Origin of the sequence: Pandoraea terrae (assembly GCF_902459695.1) — a bacterium.
Classification (GTDB): Bacteria; Pseudomonadota; Gammaproteobacteria; order Burkholderiales; family Burkholderiaceae; genus Pandoraea; species Pandoraea terrae.
This window is the reverse complement of sequence record NZ_CABPRZ010000001.1, coordinates 264,753-284,349: the sequence shown is the minus strand read 5'-3', so window position 1 is coordinate 284,349 and position 19,597 is coordinate 264,753. Positions and strand designations below refer to the sequence as shown.

At 63.3% G+C, this 19,597-nt stretch carries 15 protein-coding genes and 1 tRNA gene; 7 read left to right on the top strand and 9 right to left on the bottom strand.

Annotation, left to right across the window (positions count from 1 at the left end; all coding sequences use genetic code 11):
* Positions 1–205: 205 nt before the first annotated feature.
* The gene (locus tag PTE30175_RS01265) at positions 206–1,471 is read left to right on the top strand and encodes a serine hydrolase domain-containing protein (protein WP_150695231.1); all 1,266 of its coding nucleotides are present in this window, start codon (positions 206–208) and stop codon (positions 1,469–1,471) included.
* 501 nt (positions 1,472–1,972) lie between these two features.
* Here the strand turns inward: PTE30175_RS01265 and PTE30175_RS01260 are convergent.
* The 6 genes from PTE30175_RS01260 to PTE30175_RS01235 form a co-directional block, all read right to left on the bottom strand.
* Positions 1,973–2,434, bottom strand: coding sequence for a cache domain-containing protein (locus PTE30175_RS01260; protein WP_150695230.1), 462 nt, complete (start codon positions 2,432–2,434; stop codon positions 1,973–1,975).
* Positions 2,435–2,685: 251 nt separating this feature from the next.
* A tRNA-Ser gene (locus PTE30175_RS01255) sits at positions 2,686–2,776 on the bottom strand.
* A 99-nt stretch (positions 2,777–2,875) separates the two neighbouring features.
* Positions 2,876–4,180 (bottom strand): serine--tRNA ligase, encoded by a 1,305-nt coding sequence (gene serS / locus PTE30175_RS01250; RefSeq protein WP_150695229.1) that lies wholly within the window; start codon positions 4,178–4,180, stop codon positions 2,876–2,878.
* A 119-nt stretch (positions 4,181–4,299) separates the two neighbouring features.
* A complete protein-coding gene (locus PTE30175_RS01245; RefSeq protein WP_150695228.1) occupies positions 4,300–5,742 on the bottom strand; it encodes a replication-associated recombination protein A in 1,443 nt (480 codons plus the stop codon).
* Between the two features lie 114 nt (positions 5,743–5,856).
* Positions 5,857–6,534, bottom strand: a complete 678-nt coding sequence (gene lolA, locus PTE30175_RS01240; RefSeq protein ID WP_420819596.1) for an outer membrane lipoprotein chaperone LolA — start codon at positions 6,532–6,534, stop codon at positions 5,857–5,859.
* A 5-nt stretch (positions 6,535–6,539) separates the two neighbouring features.
* Entirely contained in the window at positions 6,540–8,858 is a 2,319-nt protein-coding gene (locus tag PTE30175_RS01235; RefSeq protein WP_150695226.1) for a DNA translocase FtsK, read from the bottom strand.
* 450 nt (positions 8,859–9,308) lie between these two features.
* On the opposite strand from PTE30175_RS01235, the gene trxB reads away from it, so the two are divergent.
* Entirely contained in the window at positions 9,309–10,268 is a 960-nt protein-coding gene (gene trxB, locus PTE30175_RS01230) for a thioredoxin-disulfide reductase (RefSeq protein ID WP_150695225.1), read from the top strand.
* A gap of 32 nt (positions 10,269–10,300) precedes the next feature.
* Complete coding sequence (locus PTE30175_RS01225) at positions 10,301–10,984, top strand: Smr/MutS family protein (protein WP_150695224.1); 684 nt, start codon at positions 10,301–10,303, stop codon at positions 10,982–10,984.
* Positions 10,985–11,055: 71 nt separating this feature from the next.
* Here PTE30175_RS01225 and PTE30175_RS01220 read toward each other — a convergent pair whose 3' ends face one another.
* Together PTE30175_RS01220 and PTE30175_RS01215 are read right to left on the bottom strand one after the other, a co-directional pair.
* Positions 11,056–11,394: a P-II family nitrogen regulator gene (locus PTE30175_RS01220; protein ID WP_150695223.1), complete on the bottom strand. Its 339-nt coding sequence runs from the start codon at positions 11,392–11,394 to the stop codon at positions 11,056–11,058.
* A gap of 94 nt (positions 11,395–11,488) precedes the next feature.
* Positions 11,489–13,582: an NAD(+) synthase gene (locus PTE30175_RS01215; RefSeq protein ID WP_150695222.1), complete on the bottom strand. Its 2,094-nt coding sequence runs from the start codon at positions 13,580–13,582 to the stop codon at positions 11,489–11,491.
* 281 nt (positions 13,583–13,863) lie between these two features.
* On the opposite strand from PTE30175_RS01215, the gene PTE30175_RS01210 reads away from it, so the two are divergent.
* A complete protein-coding gene (locus PTE30175_RS01210; RefSeq protein WP_150695221.1) occupies positions 13,864–15,042 on the top strand; it encodes a GNAT family N-acetyltransferase in 1,179 nt (392 codons plus the stop codon).
* A 78-nt stretch (positions 15,043–15,120) separates the two neighbouring features.
* Here the strand turns inward: PTE30175_RS01210 and ppa are convergent, their stop codons facing one another.
* Complete coding sequence (ppa, locus tag PTE30175_RS01205; protein WP_150695220.1) at positions 15,121–15,648, bottom strand: inorganic diphosphatase; 528 nt, start codon at positions 15,646–15,648, stop codon at positions 15,121–15,123.
* A gap of 266 nt (positions 15,649–15,914) precedes the next feature.
* On the opposite strand from ppa, the gene PTE30175_RS01200 reads away from it, so the two are divergent.
* The 3 genes from PTE30175_RS01200 (at position 15,915) to PTE30175_RS01190 (ending at position 19,560) form a co-directional block, all read left to right on the top strand.
* Complete coding sequence (locus PTE30175_RS01200) at positions 15,915–17,354, top strand: aldehyde dehydrogenase family protein (protein ID WP_150695219.1); 1,440 nt, start codon at positions 15,915–15,917, stop codon at positions 17,352–17,354.
* A gap of 68 nt (positions 17,355–17,422) precedes the next feature.
* Positions 17,423–18,181 carry an SDR family oxidoreductase gene (locus PTE30175_RS01195; RefSeq protein ID WP_150695218.1) on the top strand — a complete coding sequence of 253 codons (759 nt, stop codon included), beginning with the start codon at positions 17,423–17,425 and terminating at the stop codon, positions 18,179–18,181.
* 80 nt (positions 18,182–18,261) lie between these two features.
* Entirely contained in the window at positions 18,262–19,560 is a 1,299-nt protein-coding gene (locus tag PTE30175_RS01190) for an MFS transporter (RefSeq protein WP_224788541.1), read from the top strand.
* The last annotated feature ends 37 nt before the right edge of the window (positions 19,561–19,597 follow it).

Genomic DNA, 19,597 nt, shown 5'->3' with positions numbered 1-19,597 from the left:
TGAGACGTTCTCATTTTGAACCAAGGCCCTAGTCCAAACGGCCGTGTTTCAAACGTATTACCACGACGTACCATGGCAAGTTAAAGCCAAAGGCTGAATGCGTTTATCGCCTTGGTGACGATAAGTCAAAAGGGAGTCGAGCTATGAAGCTTGGTCGGATGCAACGCGTTGTTCCTGTTCCCCTCGTTTATGCAGGCTGGCGTTCATGATGCCGAGTGCCGCATTCAGTAATTCACCCGCCGCCGATGCGCTGGAAAGTGACCCGGCCAAAATGAGCTGGATGGTCGGGTCGCCACCACCGCCCGAGCGCATCATTCGTTTCGAGGATGGCAGTTACTTTCAGTATCCGCAGATGCGTTGGAGTGTCGCGCACTTCAGGGAGTTGATGCCGACAACTAACGTGTCGCGTGGCATTGGCGCACCCAACACGCTTGAGCGTTCGCTGCAGGCGGGTATTGATGAGGTGAGTTTTGTTCCGATGGGCAGTGATCGTCCGATGACCTGGCGCGATTCGTTGTTGGCGAACTACACCGATGGCATCGTCGTGCTGCACAAAGGGCGCGTCGTGTACGAGCGTTATTTTGGCGCATTGAAGCCCGAAGGGCAGCATGCGGCGATGTCGGTGACTAAGACCTTCGTCGGTACGCTGGCGGCGATGATGGTGGCCGACGGCACGCTTGATCCCGATCGCAAGGTGGTTGAGTACGTGCCGGAGCTGGGCAAGTCGGCGTTTGGCAGTGCGACTGTGCGCCAGTTGATGGACATGACCACGGGCATACGCTTCAGCGAGAACTACGCCGACCCGAAGGCTGACGTCTGGGCGCATGCCGCCGCCGGTAACCCTCTGCCAAAGCCGAAAGACTACACCGGGCCGCGCTCGTACTACGAGTTCCTGCAAACCGTGCAGCCAGAAGGGGTTCACGGTGAGGCGTTTCATTATCGCACGGCCAATACCGACGCCTTGGGCTGGGTTATGGCGAGGGTGAGTGGCAAAAGCGTCGCACAGCTGCTTTCCGAGTGTATCTGGAGCAAGCTGGGGGCTGAGCAGGATGCCTACATGACGGTCGACTCTACGGGTACGCCGTTTGCTGGCGGTGGTCTCAATGCGGGGCTGCGTGATCTGGCCCGGTTTGGAGAAATGATCCGCAACGATGGGCAGTACAACGGGCAGCAGGTCCTGCCAAAAGCGGCAGTCGACGACATTCGTCGCGGTGCCAGCAAGGAGTTCTTTGCCAAGGCGGGTTATCCTTTACTAACTGGCTGGAGCTACCACGACATGTGGTGGCACACCCATAATGAGCATGGTGCCTTCATGGCCCGAGGTGTCTATGGCCAGGCACTGTATATTGATCCAAAGGCCGAGGCCGTGATAGCGCGGTTCGCCAGCCATCCCGTCGCCGCCAACGCTGCTAACGATGCGACTTCCTTACCGGCCTATGATGCTGTTGCAAAGTACTTGATGAGCCGGTAACGCCAAGTTGTTGGCTCTGATTTGATTTTGAACCCGGGCTGCGCATCCCGCTTCGTAGGTGGCAATCATCGCCGTACATGGTCGGGTCAAGGTCCAGTCTGTGTGAAAACGCATGCGCCGTTTTGAAGTCTGCGTTGCTACGTAAAATCTGCCAGCATATGGTTGGTCAGCGGCCCCGTAATTTAAGTAGAAACGGAATTTTCGCCCCGAATTTGACTGTCAAACTTGCTCTAAAACGTTTTCACACAGCCTGGGTGGGATCCGGTCATCCGCGCAGGCTTGCCACGTGCACCGGTTCTTGCGGATAGCCGACAAGGTAGCAGACGTGACAATATCGACGCGAATGACCCGAGGCGGATATCAAAACTGACCAGCCTCGATGGCAAACCGCACATGCGGAGTGAAGGGCATCACAACTGACCGGTTCACGCGAGAAAATAGCATTGTGTTGGCGTCGGAATTCGGCAGTTCGGCGCCCATATGACGGTTGGTTTGGTCGGACTACTTGTAGTAACCGACGCCGCATCCCAGGCCGGCGACCGCGGTAACGAAGCTCGCCTTCGGCACCCACGTCTTGTCAGCGCCGGCCTTGGGAGACATGTAGCTGACCTCATTGACCTGGCCCTCTCTTGCCGCGTCATAGAGCCTTGGGCCATACACGTCGCCCGTAGGGTCCTTAAATGTCCTCGCATCCTTGCCGAGCAACCCCTTAACGTTGGGATTGCCGACCGCTACGAGGAGTCCGTCGTTGACATTGAAGCAGAACGGATAGAGGTCGCCAACAAGGAAGCCGTTTTCGCCCTTGTTGATCTGGTCGAGCGCCTTGGCCCTATCGGCTTTGATGGCCGCAACCGTCTTTTCAAGCATGGCCTTAGCGTCCGCCGCAGTACCTTGCGCGAATGCCGTAGTCGAGAACAAGGTAGCCATGGCGCCTAGCGCGCCAATCACGAGTTTACGAAACATGGACATTCCTCCCTGCTCTTCGAGCAATTTGCAATTGTCATGCACCGTGCACAGGCAGCAAGTCACCATATCCAAACATTGCCCCAATTATATCTGCCCGAGAAGCTTGGAAACGTGACAATCGAACGTACTCGCGTGTCTAGAATCGTCTAATAGACAACAAAGCACGCAGCGGGAACATGGGTAGAAACATGGGGAGGCAACAACAAAAACAAAAAAGCCCTTTAAATTCAAGGGCTTAATTGTGTGCTTGGCGGAGAGGGTGGGATTCGAACCCACGGTACGGTATAACCGTACACCGGATTTCGAGTCCGGCGCATTCGACCACTCTGCCACCTCTCCAAGCGTGTTCTGCTTTGGCTGCTGCCTGAGTGGCCTCAAGCAGCGAGAAAGAGATTATAGCGGATTTTTTCTCGCTGCCAAGACCCACGGCGAAAAAATTTACGCCGCCGGTGTCAGTGTTTCGATACCGCCCATGTACGGGCGCAGGACTTCCGGCACGGTCACCGAACCATCTGCGTTCTGATAGTTCTCAAGCACCGCGACCAAGGTACGCCCCACCGCCAGGCCCGATCCGTTAAGCGTGTGCACCAATTCCGGTTTGCCCTGCGCGTTGCGATAGCGCGCTTGCATGCGGCGGGCCTGGAAGCTTTCCATGTTCGAGCACGACGAAATTTCGCGGAAGGTATTCTGCGCCGGAATCCACACTTCCAGGTCGTACGTCTTTGCACTGCCGAAGCCCATGTCACCCGTGCAAAGCGTCACGGTGCGGAACGGCAGTTCCAGCTTCTTCAGAATCGCCTCGGCGTGCGACACCAATGCTTCGAGCGCATCGTACGATTGCTCGGGCGCCACCACGTGCACCAACTCGACCTTGTCGAACTGATGCTGACGGATCATGCCGCGCGTATCGCGGCCATAGCTTCCCGCCTCCGAACGGAAGCACGGCGTATGGGCGACCATGCGCATCGGCAATTGGTCCGCCGGCACGATTTCGTCTCGCACGAGATTCGTCAGCGACACTTCCGCCGTCGGGATCAGGTAGAAGTTCTCGACACGCTCGCCTTCTTCCGTACCCACCGTGCGCGGCACCTTGAACAGGTCTTCCTCGAACTTGGGCAACTGCCCCGTGCCGCGCATCGACGCCGCGTTCACGATGTACGGAACGTACGTCTCCGCGTAGCCGTGCTCGCTCGTATGCGTGTCAATCATGAACTGCGCCAACGCACGGTGCAAACGCGCAATGCCCCCCCTCATCACCGAGAAGCGCGCGCCCGCCAGCTTTGCCGCGGCGTCGAAATCGAGACCCAATGCGGCGCCCAGATCCACGTGATCGCGCGGCGTAAAGTCGAACGCGCGCGGCGTGCCCCAACGGCGCACTTCCACATTCTGCGTTTCATCGTCCCCCACCGGCACGCTTTCGTGCGGCAGATTCGGCACCCCCAGCAGCAAGTCCGACAAATCCGACTGAATCGTTTCCAGACGCATCGACGAGGTCTTCAATGCATCGGCAATCCCGCCCACTTCGGCAATCTCCGCCGAGGCGTCTTCCCCCTTGCCCTTCTTCATGCCCACCTGCTTCGAAAGCGCATTGCGGCGGGCCTGCAGTTCCTCGGTTTGTGTCTGGATCTGCTTGCGTTCGGCCTCGAGCGACGCGAATGCCTCCACGTCCAGCGCAAAGCCGCGCGCCTTCAGACGCGCTGCAACGCCGTCCAGATCCTTGCGAAGAAGTTGAATGTCGAGCATGGTGGGTAAGAAAATTAGAAACCGCTTATTCGGAACGGCGGTTCATCGCGCATTCGGCACGAAAAACCGCTTCAAGACGGCGATTTTACCGCAGGCGCGGCCGCAAATCGCCAAAGTGATCAGTTTTCAGGATCGTCCGAGGTCTCGCTCGGAGACGATCCGATCGGAGACGCGGCGCGATCGGCGGGCGGCGCGGTCGGGCCAGACGCCTCGGCGCCACCGTCTGGCGCACCGGCCTCCTTGCCGCCGCGCTTTTGCTTCGCCTGCGATTTGCGCCACTCTGCGTCGAGCGACTTCAGCCAGTTGAGCTTCTCGCCGATCTTGCCTTCGAGTCCGCGCGGCACCGGCCGATACCATTGCTGCGCGCGCAGGTCGTCCGGGAAATAGGTTTCGCCGGCGGCGTAAGCGTCAGGCTCGTCGTGGGCATACCGGTACTCGTGGCCGTAGCCCAATTCCTTCATCAGCTTGGTCGGCGCGTTGCGCAGATGCACCGGCACGGCACGCGACTTGTCCTTGGCGATGAATGCGCGCGCCTGGTTGTATGCGTTATACCCGGCGTTCGACTTGGGCGCCGCCGCCAGATACAGCACCGCCTGCGCCAAGGCCAGTTCGCCCTCGGGCGTGCCGAGGCGTTCATAGGTTTGCGCCGCGTCGAGCGCGATACGCGCCGCGCGCGGGTCGGCCAGGCCGATGTCCTCCCACGCCATGCGCACAATGCGCCGCGCGAGATAACGCGGGTCCGCCCCGCCGTCGAGCATGCGGCAGAACCAGTACAGCGCGCCGTCCGGCGAACTGCCGCGCACCGATTTGTGCAGCGCGCTGATCTGATCGTAGAACGCATCGCCGCCCTTGTCGAAGCGGCGAAGATTTTCCGCGAGCGCGCTGGCCAGCAGGGCCTCGTCGATTGTGTCCGAGTCCTGCGCGCGTGCCGCCTGCGCCACGATCTCGATATTGTTCAGCAGCTTCCGGCCATCGCCGTCGGCCGACCCGATCAAGCCTTGCTTCGCTTCGTCAGTGAACGTGAGGCCGCCCAACGCCGTGCCTGCACGCGCGAGCATCTCGCCCAGGTCATCGTCAGACAGGCTTTTGAGGACGTATACCGCCGCGCGCGATAACAGTGCGCCATTCACTTCGAATGACGGATTCTCGGTCGTTGCGCCGACAAAGATGAACAGCCCCGATTCGACATGCGGCAGGAAAGCGTCCTGCTGCGCCTTGTTGAACCGGTGAACCTCGTCGACAAACACGAGCGTCTGCTTGCCCTGCGCCCGCTGGATCTGCGCCGCCTCCACCGCATCGCGGATGTCCTTCACGCCCGAGAGCACCGCCGATAACGCAATGAAATAGGCCTTGAAGGCGTCGGCCATGAGGCGCGCCAAGGTGGTCTTGCCCACGCCAGGCGGGCCCCAAAGGATCATCGAATGCGGCCGCCCGGCCTCGAACGCAACACGCAGCGGCTTGCCCCGGCCCAGCAGGTGGCGCTGGCCGATGACGTCGTCGATGGTGTGCGGCCGCAAACGTTCGGCAAGCGGTACCGCGGCGGTTAGCGAGGCATCAAGCATGGTAGGAAGCAAAACGCGGCGGGACAGGCGCCCAGCCGCGTGAAAAATTCGGACATGACATCATTATGCCAGCCCGTCCCAAGTCGGGCTTCGACCGTGGCGGCGCCCCGGCTTTCAGCCCTGAATCACGTCGGCGCCCTTCGGCGTCACGAACTTGAAATGATCGGCAGGCAGCGGGGGATTCTTCTGGATGTTGCTGAAGGTGAGCAAGGTGACGTTGCCGAACGCGTCGTACAGTTCCATCGCCGCCAGATTGCCGTCCTTGAAGCCGATACCCACGCGCTGGAACTGGGTGTCCTTCGCTTTCGGCGTCAACTCCAACCACTCGATGCCGTTCTTCGTGCCGGAATCCTTGAGGTTGAAGTTCTTCTCGATGTCATTGCTCCCGAACAGGATCGCGGCCGGGCTCGCGCCGAGCGAATCGCCCAGCTTGCGGATCGTGACCTGATTCAGATCCTTGTCGTAGATATATAGCTTCTCACCGTCGGCCTGCAACAACTGGTCGTAAGGCTTCACGTAGCGCCACACGAAACGGCCCGGACGCGAAAACTCGAACGTGCCCGACGACGTACTCGCCACCTTGACCGCGCCATTCTGGCCCGGCTTCACCTGGCGCTGCTCGAAATTGCCGCGCGCCGTCTTCACTTGCGACGCAAACGCTTTCAACTGATCGCTACCGCCCGCGAATGCCGGCGCCACAAGCGCCGCCACGGCCACACCTGCGACCACGTGGGCGACACCCCGCATCACGCCACGCGCCATGCCCGGCGCAAAAAACTTGAATCCCTGCATACCTGTCATTCTCCCTCGCGATTCGGCACCAGGATCTCCCGGTTGCCGTTGCTCGCCATGGCGGATACCACGCCCGACTGCTCCATCTGCTCCAACAGCCGCGCGGCGCGGTTGTAGCCGATGCGCAAATGCCGCTGCACCAGCGAAATCGAGGCCCTGCGCTGCTTGAGCACCACCGCCACAGCCTGATCGTACAAAGGATCGGACTCGCCGCCGCCCTCGCCGGTTCCGCCGTCGAGGCTCCCGCCCTCTTCGCCGTCCGCCGCGCCGCCCTCGAGAATGCCCTCGATATAGTTCGCTTCACCCTGCTCTTTCAGGCGTTCGACCACGCGATGCACCTCATCGTCGGCCACGAACGCGCCATGCACGCGCAGCGGCAGGCCGGTGCCCGGCGGCATGTACAGCATGTCGCCCATGCCGAGCAGCGTTTCCGCGCCCTGTTGATCGAGAATCGTGCGCGAGTCGATCTTCGACGACACCTGGAACGCCACGCGCGTCGGGACGTTAGCCTTGATGAGGCCGGTGATGACGTCGACCGATGGACGCTGCGTCGCCAAAATCAGATGAATCCCCGCCGCACGCGCTTTCTGGGCAATACGCGCGATCAGCTCTTCGACCTTTTTGCCGACGACCATCATCAGGTCGGCCAGTTCGTCGATCACGACCACGATGTACGGCAAACGTGTCAGCGGTTCCGGTGCATCCGGCGTCAGCGAGAACGGATTCGGAATATGCTCCTCGCGCTTGGCGGCGTCGTCGATCTTGTTGTTGTACCCGGCCAGATTACGCACGCCCAGCTTGCTCATGAGCTTGTAGCGGCGTTCCATCTCGGCCACGACCCAGTTCAGCGCGTTGCCCGCCTGCCGCATGTCGGTGACGACCGGGCACAACAGATGCGCAATGCCCTCGTACATGCTCATTTCGAGCATCTTGGGATCGATCAGGATCAGCCGGACTTGATCGGCAGTCGCCTTGTACAACAGCGACAGGATCATGGCGTTGATGCCGACCGACTTGCCCGAGCCGGTGGTGCCCGCAACCAGCAAGTGCGGCATCTTCGCGAGATCCGCCACCACCGGCTTGCCGCCGATGTCCTTGCCGAGCGCCAGCGTCAGCAGCGACGCCGAGTCGTTGTAGATCTCCGAGCCGAGGATTTCCGTGAGACGCACCGTCTGACGGCGCGGATTCGGCAATTCGAGGCCCATGAAGTTCTTGCCGGGAATCGTCTCGACGACGCGAATCGACACGAGCGACAGCGAACGCGCCAGATCCTTCGCCAGGTTCACGATCTGGCTACCCTTCACGCCAGTGGCCGGCTCGATTTCGTAGCGCGTGATCACCGGGCCCGGATAGGCCGCCACCACATTGGCTTCGACGCCGAAGTCCTTGAGTTTCTTCTCGATCAGGCGCGACGTGAACTCCAGTGTTTCGGCCGACACGGTTTCCTGCGCGGCGGCCGGGGCATCGAGCAGCGCCAGCGGCGGCAGGATCGAATCGGGCAGTTCGGTGAAGAGCGGCACCTGCTTCTCTTTCTCGACGCGCTCCGACTTCGGCACCGCCATCACCGGCGGCACGATCTGCACCGGTTCGTGCACTTCGGCACGCACGCGGTTCTGCACGACCGCGCCCTCGCGGGCCATCGCGGCCTCTTCGCCCAGGCGGCGATCGCGCCGCGCCTCGCGCTTGCGTTTGATGTTCGTTGCGGTATCGAGGATCAGCGAGCCGAGCTTCTCCGACACGGACAGCCATGAAAAATGGAAAAACAGCGACAGGCCGAACGCCAGCAGCAACAACAGCGCCAGCGTCCCGCCCGTGAAGCCGAGCGCATGCTGGGCCGCGTTGCCGATCGATTCGCCCAGTACGCCGCCCGGCGCGCGCGGCAGTTGCGCCTTGAGCTTGTACAGGCGCAACGCCTCGATCCCGGTGCTCGCGAACAGCACCATGAGGAACGCGATGATCTCGACCCAGCCGCCATTCGACAGACGCTCGCGCAGCGGCGGCGTGGCGCTGCGCGCCGTAATGCGCCGGTAACCCGACACCAGGCGGCGGGCGAGGAATACCACCAGCCAGTACGCAGACAAGCCCAACGTCAGCAGCAGCAGATCGGACACCCATGCGCCCACGCGCCCCGCCCAATTGGCGATGCGGTCGATGTGCGCGGCATGTGTCCAGCTTGGATCCTGGCGGCTGTATGAGAACAGCGCCATCAGGAGGAAAACCGTCAGCGCAACCTGCGCCATCCAGCGGATTTCATGAAAAAGATGCGTCACCCGGTTGGGCAACGACGATCCGGCACCAGCAGAGTAGGAAGATTTGGTCGTCATCAAGCCAAGGGGTTGGGCGGCAGACGGGCGGCCTGCCACTCGGCAGGCTCCATTGTAAACACGTATTCGCACGGCTCCGCCACAAAAAGGTGACAAGGCGTGACAAGCCGGCGATCCGGCGGTGATCTTCTGCAAACGGCGCCGGGTTCGCCCCGCGCGATTGGCCGCGATTGGCCCATTATCCGGCCCAAACATGTCCGAATGGGCCTTGAAACGGCGAGATCCTCCCCAAAATGCACTTTAAGGACGCCGCCGGCGCCGCCATCGGACACACCCGCATGCCAGGCATGCGCTATCGCCGCGATTGCGAGGTCCGATGAACGAAACCGGCTCGGCCCCTTATAATGGCGCTTTATACGCGCTGCGTTCCATCCCGTTCAAGGGCCATCGTGCCCCCACGACAGGTCGGCCCGCGTCGCCAGCCCCCACTTCTTTCCGGTGAGTTCATTCATGTCCGCTCCCAAGCACGCAAAAGTCCTGATTCTCGGTTCTGGTCCGGCCGGCTACGCCGCCGCCGTCTATGCCGCGCGCGCCAACCTCAACCCCGTGTTGGTCACCGGCATCGCCCAGGGCGGTCAACTCATGACCACCACCGACGTCGAGAACTGGCCGGGCGACCCGACCGGCGTGCAAGGTCCCGAACTGATGGCCCGCATGCAGGCGCATGCCGAGCATTTCAACACGGAGATCGTGTTCGACCATATCCACACGGCGAAACTCGGCGAGCGTCCGCTGCGCCTGATCGGCGACTCGGGTGAATACACCTGCGACGCCCTGATCATCGCCACCGGCGCCTCGGCGCAATACCTCGGCCTGCCGTCCGAAGAAGCGTTCTCGGGCCGTGGCGTGTCGGCCTGCGCGACCTGCGATGGCTTCTTCTACAAGCAACAAGACGTCTGCGTCGTTGGCGGCGGCAACACCGCCGTCGAGGAAGCGCTTTACCTGTCCAATATTGCGCGCAAGGTCACCCTGATCCACCGCCGCGACAAGTTCCGCGCCGAACCGATCCTGATCGACCGCCTGCTGGACAAGGTCAAGCAGGGCGTCATCGATGTGAAGTACGACAGCGTGCTCGATGAAGTGCTCGGCGACGACTCGGGCGTCACCAGCGTGCGCATCAAGAACGCCAAGACGGGTGCCAGCGAAGACCTGCCGGTCCACGGTGTGTTCATCGCCATCGGCCACAAGCCGAACACCGACATCTTCGCGGGCCAGGTCGAGATGAAGAACGGCTACATCACCACGCACAGCGGCCTGAACGGCAACGCCACGGCCACCAGCGTACCGGGCGTGTTTGCCGCCGGCGATGTGCAGGATCACGTCTATCGCCAGGCCATCACCAGCGCCGGCACGGGCTGCATGGCCGCGCTCGACGCGCAGCGCTACCTGGAAGAAACCATTAACAAGTAAGCCAACGGCCAGCGCCGCGTTCCCGTTGCAAGATGAGCAAGAAGCCCCCCAAGCTGACCCTCGGCGATCTCGCCAGCCTGCGCGAAACACTGGCGCAGGATTCGGCCCGTCGTGAAGCCGAGCGTCTCGAAGCCGCGCGCCGCGCCAAGGCGGCCGCCGCCGACGCCAACATTTTCCGCAACAGTATTGGCGAGATCGCCCCGCTATCATCCAAGGGCGCACAGAACCGCGCCGAGCTGCCGCGCCGCACGCCCGAGCCGGTCGCCCGCCAGACGCAGGAAGATGAAGCCGCCGTCCTGCATGAATCGCTGTCGGACGAATTCGATCCCGAAGCGCTGCTGGAAGCCGACGACCGGCTTTCCTACCGGCGGCCCGGCATCAGCATGGACGCGCTGAACAAACTGCGCCGCGGCGACTGGGTCATCCAGAAACAGCTCGACCTGCACGGCATGCGCCGCGAAGAAGCCCGCGAAGCACTCGCCGCCTTTCTGAACGACGCCGTCAAACGCGGCCTGCGTTGTGTTCGCGTGATTCACGGCAAGGGACTCGGTTCCGTCAACCGGGAGCCGGTGCTGAAGGACAAAGTGCGCGGCTGGCTGGCCCAGAAGAATGAAGTGTTGGCCTATTGCCAGGCACGCGGACAGGACGGCGGGAGCGGTGCGCTGGTCGTATTGCTGCAACCGGCGCAACCGCGCCCGAACCGTTCGCACGACTGACTATACGCTGTCGATCGCCGCGCTGTCGGTGATCGCCGCCCGCCCGCCTGTGTGGGGTGTGCTGTGCGGTGTCAGACGGCCGCTTCGCCTTCCTCGCCCGTCCGGATACGGATGACGCGTTCGACGTCTGTCACGAAGATCTTGCCGTCACCGATCTTGCCCGTACGTGCAGCGCCCAGGATCGCGTCAATGACCTGATCGGCCTGCGACGATGCCACCACGACCTCGATCTTGATCTTCGGCAGGAAGTCGACCACGTACTCCGCGCCACGATACAGCTCGGTATGCCCCTTCTGGCGCCCGAAACCCTTGACTTCCGTGACAGTCAGGCCGGTTACGCCGACTTCGGCGAGCGCCTCGCGAACTTCGTCGAGCTTGAAGGGTTTGATGATGGAAGTTACGCGTTTCATTGTCGCCTCGATATATTTTCTGGATGTTGGGTGGATCGAACGTGACTATTGTAACGGCACCGCCGGCGTCCCGATGTGACACGCCGGCAACCGCTCAGGCATTGACGTCGTCGGGGATCGTGTCGAGCCGGGCCAACCACACGGCCGCTTCGCCGTCGCTCGGGGCGCGCCAGTCGCCGCGCGGCGAAAGCGAGCCGCCCGTGCCGACCTTCGGCGCATTCGGCACGCACGAGCGCTTGAACTGGCTCGTGCGGAAGAACCGGTCGAGGAAAATGCGCAGATTCTTCTTGATGGCCGGCAGGTCGTACTGATTGCACGTAGCGTGCGCGGCATCGGGCCACCGCCCCGCGTCGCGGTCATGCCACGCAGTGTATGCCAGGAAGGCGACCTTCGACGGCGCAAAACCGAAACGCAGGGTGTAGTAAAGATTGAAGTCCTGCAACTCGTACGGCCCGATGAAGTGCTCAGTCTTCTGCTCCGGCGCACCGTTGCCTTTGCCCGGGACCAGTTCGGGGCTGATGTCCGTCTCGAGAATGTCGATCAGCACATTCGATCCGGCGGCCGCCTTGGCCTTCGCCGGCGGTTCCGCGCCGCCGCCCAACTGGCCGGTTTCCGCCACCCAGCGCACCAGATGCGTGATCAGCGTTTTCGGCACGCTGGCATTGACGTTGTAATGCGACATATGGTCGCCCACGCCGTAGGTGCACCAGCCGAGGGCGAGTTCGCTCAAGTCGCCCGTGCCGATCACGATCGCCTGCTTGTGGTTGGCCAGACGGAACAGATGGTTGGTCCGCTCGCCCGCCTGCACATTCTCGAACGTCACGTCGAAGACTTCCTCGCCCGACGCATAGGGATGGCCAAGATCCTTCAACATCTGCATGCAGCTCGGACGGATATCGATTTCCTCGGCAGCACACCCGACCGCCTCCATCAATCGCCGCGCCTGGCGCAGGGTGCGGTCGCTCGTGGCAAAGCCTGGCATCGTATAGGCGAGAATGTTCGTGCGCGGCAGGCCCAGCCGGTCCATCGCCTTCGCGCAGACCAGTAGTGCATGCGTCGAATCCAGGCCGCCCGACACGCCGATCACCACCTTCTTGATGTGACTCGACGACAGCCGCTGCATCAGCGCCTGCACCTGAATGTTGTACACCTCGTGGCAGCGTTCGTCGCGCCGCGCCGGGTCGGCGGGCACATACGGAAAACGCTCGATCGCGCGCTCGAGCGGCAACGCGACATCGCGCGGCAACGGCAGTTCCATGCGCACGACGCGGAACTTCGCAACTTCGTCCGCGTGACGGCGCACGGACTGGCCGAAGGTCGTCTGATGCATGCGTTCGTGCGCGAGGCGCTCGAGATCGACGTCCGCAAAAATAATGTGGGAGGTGTCCAGGAATCGTTCGGACTCAGCCAGAAAATCACCGTTCTCGTAGATGAGCGCCTGTCCGTCCCACGCGAGATCGGTCGACGACTCGCCTTGTCCGGCGGACGAGTAAAGGTAGGCGGCCAGGCAACGGGCCGACTGCTGCGCCACCAACTGGCGCCGGTACGCGGCCTTGCCGACGAGGACGTTTGACGCGGACAGGTTGACGAGCACCGTGGCGCCCGCGAGGGCTGCGAACGACGACGGCGGGATCGGCACCCAGACATCTTCGCAAATTTCGACGTGGAAGCGTAGCAACGGCTGGTCGGCAGCCTCGAAGACAAGCGACGACCCGAACGGCACGGCCTGGCCCAACAGCGTGATCTCGCTGACGGATGTGCAATCGGCAGCGTTGAACTGACGTGCCTCGTAAAACTCGCTGTAGTTCGGCAGATAGCTCTTGGGCACGACCCCGTGGATACGGCCCCCGGCAACCACGACGGCGCAGTTGAAGAGCCGCTGGTCAACGCGCAGCGGCATGCCGACGATCAGCGCCGGCGCCAACTTGCCCGAGGCCGCCACGACCTCGGCCAGCGCCGCCTCGCAGGCATCGAGCAGTGCCCGTTGATGAAACAGGTCTTCGCATGTATAGGCCGACAGGCCCAGTTCGGGAAACGCGACGAGCGCCGCCCCCGCCTTGGCAGCCTGGCGCGCCACGGCGATCGTCTGTTGCGCGTTGTACGCGGGATCGGCGACCCGGCATTGCGGCACGCCCACGGCCACACGCGCGTAGTCGTGGTTGTAGAGATTGAGGAATCGGTTCGTCATGTCGGCGGCTACCTTGTGCATTCGCCCAGGCACCGGGAGATGCGGCCGGCCCGCGCGTCCCGGATTTGCGGAAACGGCTGAACTGGCGCGGCCCGGCGGGCGGTCAGACAGCCAGTATATTACGAGAGCGCCAGTTTCCGCGCGTGCGCGCCTTGCCAGGCCGTTGGCAGGCGCGCCCCGCAGCGCAGGTTTTATATGGCTGCGTTACTATCGGGCGTTGACGGCGGCGTTGCTGCTGCCGCCGGCCTCACGCGCGCCCCCGCTTATCCTTGATTGACCGAATGACCTATCGCACGCAAGTCGTCGAACGGCTCGACGCCCTCGGCCCGGCCGGCAGCGCCGCCTGGGACGCCCTTCTCGCCGCCCAAACCAATCCGACGCCGTTCCTGCGTCATGCCTTCCTGCAGGCACTCGAAGTGACCGGCTGCGTCACGCCCGAGACCGGCTGGGCGCCGCGCCACCTGCTGCTCTGGGACGGCGACACGCTCGCTGGCGCCGCGCCGCTGTACATGAAGGCGCATTCCTATGGGGAGTACGTGTTCGACTGGGCCTGGGCCGACGCCTACCAGCAACATGGACTCGCGTACTACCCCAAGCTCCTGTGCGCCGTGCCGTTCACGCCGGTGGCGGGAGCGCGCCTGCTCGCGCGCGATGATGCCGCGCGCCGGGCGCTCGTCGAGGCAATGATGGCGCTCGCCGCGGCCGAGGAAGTGTCCTCGCTGCACGTGCTGTTCCCAGACGACGCCGACTTCGCGGCGCTGCGCCACGAGGGCATGCTCGCCCGGCGCGGCGTGCAATTTCATTGGCAGAACCCCGGCTATGCCGACTTCGACGCCTTCCTCGCCACGCTCAATCAGAAGAAGCGGAAGAACATCCGCGCGGAACGCCGTACCGTCCGTGAGGCTGGCGTGACCTTCCGGCACGTCGACGGCTTCACCGCGACCGAAGCCGACTGGCGGCACTTCGCGCAGTGCTACCGCACCACGTACCGAGAGCATCACAGCACACCGTACCTGAACCTGAAGTTTTTCCTGAAGCTCGCCGAGACGATGCCCGAAAACCTGTTCCTCGTGATCGGCGAACGGAACGGCCAGGCGATCTCGAGCAGCTTGCTGGTGCATCAGCCCGGACCGGACGGCGGCACGCTGTACGGCCGCTACTGGGGGGCGCTGGAGCGGGTGCCGTGCCTACATTTCGAGACGGCCTACTACCAGCCGCAGGACCTGTGCATCGCGCGCGGCATCGCCCTGTTCGAGGGCGGCGCGCAGGGCGAACACAAGCTATGGCGAGGCTTCCTGCCGATTGTCACGCAATCGGCCCACTGGCTGGCTCATCCGTCGTTCTCCGACGCAGTGGCGCGCTTTCTTGCACGCGAACGCGGTGGCATCGACGCTTACGTGAGCGAACTCAACGACCACGCGCCCTTTCGCCAGGATCTGCCGGACACCGCCGCATCCTGATGCACACGTGAGGCGCCCATGAAAAAACCCGGCAGGGCTCAGCGCCGCTGCCGGGTTTTCGATGTGCCGCTACCGGGCTTAGCCCTTGTAGTTGGCGACGCCGTCGGTGATTTCCTTGTGGGCTTCGTCGATGCCGCCCCAGCCTTCGACCTTGACCCACTTGCCCTTCTCGAGCGCCTTGTATTGCTCGAAGAAATGCTTGATCTGGTCCTTCAGGTAACCCGGCACGTCGTCCAGCGACTGAATGTGTGCCGTCATCGGGCAGATCTTGTCGATCGGCACCACCACCAGCTTCGCGTCGACACCCGACTCGTCGGTCATCTTCAACATGCCGACCGCGCGGCAACGGACGACCGAACCGGCCAGCAGCGGGAACGGCGTGACGACGAGCGCGTCCACGGGGTCGCCGTCGCCGGCCAGCGTACGCGGGATGAAACCGTAGTTTGCCGGATAGCGCATGCCCGTGCCGATGAAACGGTCGACGACCAGCAGGCCGGTTTCCTTGTCAGCTTCGTATTTCACCGGATCGCTTTGCGCCGGGATTTCGATGATGACGTTGAAATCGTTGGGGATGTCCTTGCCCGCCGGCACGTTGTTAAAGCTCATGGTCGACTTCCTGTACTTGTAGAGAAATTTGAACGCGCCGGACCGGCCTCACCCCCGCCCGCACGGGCGCAGGCGGCAAACCAGCCGCGCGAGGGCCTGTTCACGCGCCCTTGACAGGGGCATATTATAGCCGGTTTGTCCTGCCAATCCGTGACGGCCGGGGCTTCGTCCGGCGGTGCACAATCCATGCCACATTGTTCTGCAGATGAGTAATAATGCCCTTCATCCAATCCGGGGCGTGCCCACGCCCTCATCGGGGGATGACAATGCCGGAAGCGCTCCACTTCATCGCCAACCGCTGGGTCGCCTCGGACAAGAGTCCGACGATCCCCGTGCTCGACCCGTCCGACGGCCAGCCGTTCACGAAGCTTGCCCGCGGTGACGCCGCCGACATCCATCACGCCGTCTCGGCTGCGCGAAGCGCGTTCGAAGGCGACTGGGGGCGGCTGTCCGCCGCCGAGCGCGGCCGGATCCTTTACCAGATCGCCAATACCCTTGCCCAGCATCACGAGGCGCTCGCCCAGCTCGAAGCCCGTGACACCGGCAAGCCGCTCAAGCAAGCCCGCGCCGACGCGGCGGCCATCGTCCGGTATTTCGAGTTCTACGCCGGCGCCGCAGACAAGCTGCACGGCGAGTCGCTGCCCTATCAGAACGGCTATACGGTCTTCACCCTGCGCGAGCCGCATGGCGTGACGGGGCACATCATTCCGTGGAACTACCCGCTGCAGATCTTCGGGCGCAGCGTGGCCGCCTCGCTGGCCGCCGGCAACGCCTGCGTGGTCAAACCGGCCGAAGACGCCTGCCTGTCGCTCCTGCGCGTGGCGGAACTCGCAGCCGAGGCCGGCTTGCCGCCGGGCGCGCTCAATCTGGTGACGGGTTACGGCGCGGAAGCCGGCGCGGCGCTCGCGCGGCATCCCGGCATCGATCACCTGTCCTTCACAGGCTCGCCCGCCACCGGCACGCTGATCACGCAGATGGCCGCCGAGCATCACACGCCGGTCACGCTCGAACTCGGCGGCAAGTCGCCGCAGATTGTGTTCGCCGATGCGGATTTCGACGCCCTGGTGCCTGTGGTCATCAACGCCATTGTCCAGAATGCCGGACAGACGTGTTCGGCCGGCAGCCGCCTGCTGGTGCAGCGCGACGCCTATGAGCCCTTGCTCGAACGCCTGGCCGCGGCGTTCTCCGTCTTGCGCGTGGGGCCGGCGAGTGCCGACCTCGATTGCGGGCCGCTCATCAGCGCGCGCCAGCAGCAACGCGTGTGGGATTTCCTGTCCGAGGCGCAACACGACGGCATCCCCCTGATGGCGCACGGAGAAGTCGACCCCGCAGCGCCCGAAGCGGGCTTCTATCAAGCGCCCACTCTTTTGCGCGACGTACCGCCCGAACACCGTCTGGCCCGCGAGGAAGTTTTCGGCCCGGTGTTGGCAGCGATGCCATTTGCCGACGAATCGGAGGCCGTACGCCTGGCCAACGGCACCCTGTACGGCCTCGTGGCCGGCGTCTGGACCCGGGATGGCGGCCGCCAGTTGCGCATGGCGCGCGCGGTGCGGGCCGGGCAGGTGTTCATCAACAACTACGGCGCCGGCGGCGGCGTGGAGTTGCCCTTCGGCGGCATGAAACACTCCGGCCACGGCCGCGAGAAAGGCTTCGAAGCCCTTTACGGCTTCACGACGTTGAAGACGATCGCCATCCGGCACGGATAACACATTCGCGACGACGCCGGCCGTCCCCCGGACGCCGGCGCGATCGCGGCATCCCTCAGGAGACACGCATGCGTTTGCAAGACAAAGTGGCTGTGGTGACAGGCGCCGGTTCCGGTTTCGGCGAAGGCATTGCCAGGACGTTCGCCCGCGAAGGCGCGGCCGTGATCGTCAACGATCTGAACGTCGCCGCTGGCGAGCGCGTGAGCGCCGAGATCGTCGCGGCAGGCGGACAGGCGGTCTTCGTTCATGGCGACGTCTCACGCGAAGGCGACCACGTCACGCTGCTGGAGAATGCCGTGACACATTTCGGCAAGCTCGACATCGTGGTCAACAACGCGGGCACCACTCACCGCAACAAGCCGCTGCTCGAAGTCACCGAGGCGGAGTTCGACCGCGTCTATGCCGTGAACGTCAAAAGCATCTTCTGGAGTGCGCGCGCGATGATGCCGTACTTCCTGCAGCGCGGCGGCGGCGTCATGATCAATATCGCCTCCACGGCCGGCGTGCGCCCTCGCCCCGGGCTTGTCTGGTACAACGGCAGCAAGGGCGCCGTCATCACCGCCAGCAAGGCCATGGCCGCCGAGTTCGGGCCGCACAATATCCGCGTGAACTGCGTCAACCCGGTGATCGGCGATACGGGCCTGACCGCCGAATTCATGGGCGTGCCGGACACCCCCGAGAACCGTCAGAAATTCCTCGCCGGGATTCCGCTCGGGCGCTTCTCCACGCCGCAGGACGTCGCCAACGCTTGCCTCTACCTCGCCTCCGACGACGCCAATTTCATTACCGGCGTCTGCCTCGAAGTGGACGGCGGGCGCTGCATCTGAAGCGCCGTCAGCACAACATAAGAAAAAAACAAGGCACCGGGCACACCGGTGCCCGTCACTGAGGAGAAAAGATGGAACCCATGAGCACCCCCATCGCCGGCATGCCGTCGGCGGCTTTTGAGGCGACCACTTACCGCAAGGTCGGCTGGCGCCTTATCCCGTTTTTGCTGCTGTGCTATGTCGTCGCGTACCTCGACCGCGTGAACGTCGGTTTCGCCAAATTGCAAATGGTGGGCGACCTGAAGTTTTCCGAAACGATTTTCGGCCTCGGTGCGGGCATCTTCTTCATCGGCTATTTCCTGTTCGAAGTCCCGAGCAACGTGATCCTGCACCGTGTGGGCGCGCGCGTGTGGATCGCGCGGATCATGATCTCGTGGGGCATCATCTCGGGCGCCACGTTGTTCGTGACCACGCCGTCGATGTTCTACGTGATGCGCTTCTTGCTGGGCGTGGCCGAAGCGGGCTTCTTCCCGGGCATCATCCTGTACCTCACCTACTGGTATCCGGCATCGCGGCGCGGCCGCATGACCGCCCTGTTCATGACTGCCGTTGCGCTTTCCGGCCTGATCGGCGGACCGATCTCAGGCTGGATCCTCAAGGACCTGAGCGGTGTGCGCGGCCTCGCCGGCTGGCAGTGGATGTTCCTGCTCGAAGCGATTCCTTCGGTCGTGATCGGCATTGCCGTGCTGTTGGTGCTCGATGACCGCATCCGCGACGCGAAGTGGCTCGACGATGAAGAAAAGACGCTGCTCGAACGTAATATTGCGAGCGACGTCGCCCACAAGGAAGACCTGCCGCTGCGGCGCGTATTCTCGAACGGCAAGGTCTGGGTGATGAGCCTGATCTATTTCTCGTTCGTGATCGGCCTGTATGGCGTCGGCTTCTGGCTGCCGACGATCATCAAGGGCACCGGCGTCACGGACCCGCTCACGATCGGCCTGCTCACCGCCATTCCCTATGGTTTCGCGGTCATTGCGATGGTGCTGGTGGGACGCCGCTCCGACCTGAAGGGCGAGCGCCGCTGGCATATCGCCATCCCGGCCTTCATCGGCGCAGCGGGCCTTTTCCTGAGCACGACGTGGAGCCACAACACGCAACTCGCGATGCTCGCGCTGACGTTCGCGACGATGGGGATCATGATCGTGCTGCCGCTCTTCTGGAGCATGCCGACGGCCTTCCTCGGCGGCACCGCGGCGGCGGCCGGCATCGCCATGATCAACTCGCTGGGCAACCTGGCCGGGTTCGTCGGCCCGTATCTGATCGGCTTCCTCAAGGACACCACGCAAAGCACCAACAGCGGCATGTTCCTGCTGACAGCCTTCATGGTGCTGGGCGGTCTGCTGACCTTGATGGTGCCGGCCCGAATCGTGAACCGGTGACGGCGATCAGCGCATGAGGCGCATGCGGCGAAAGGCT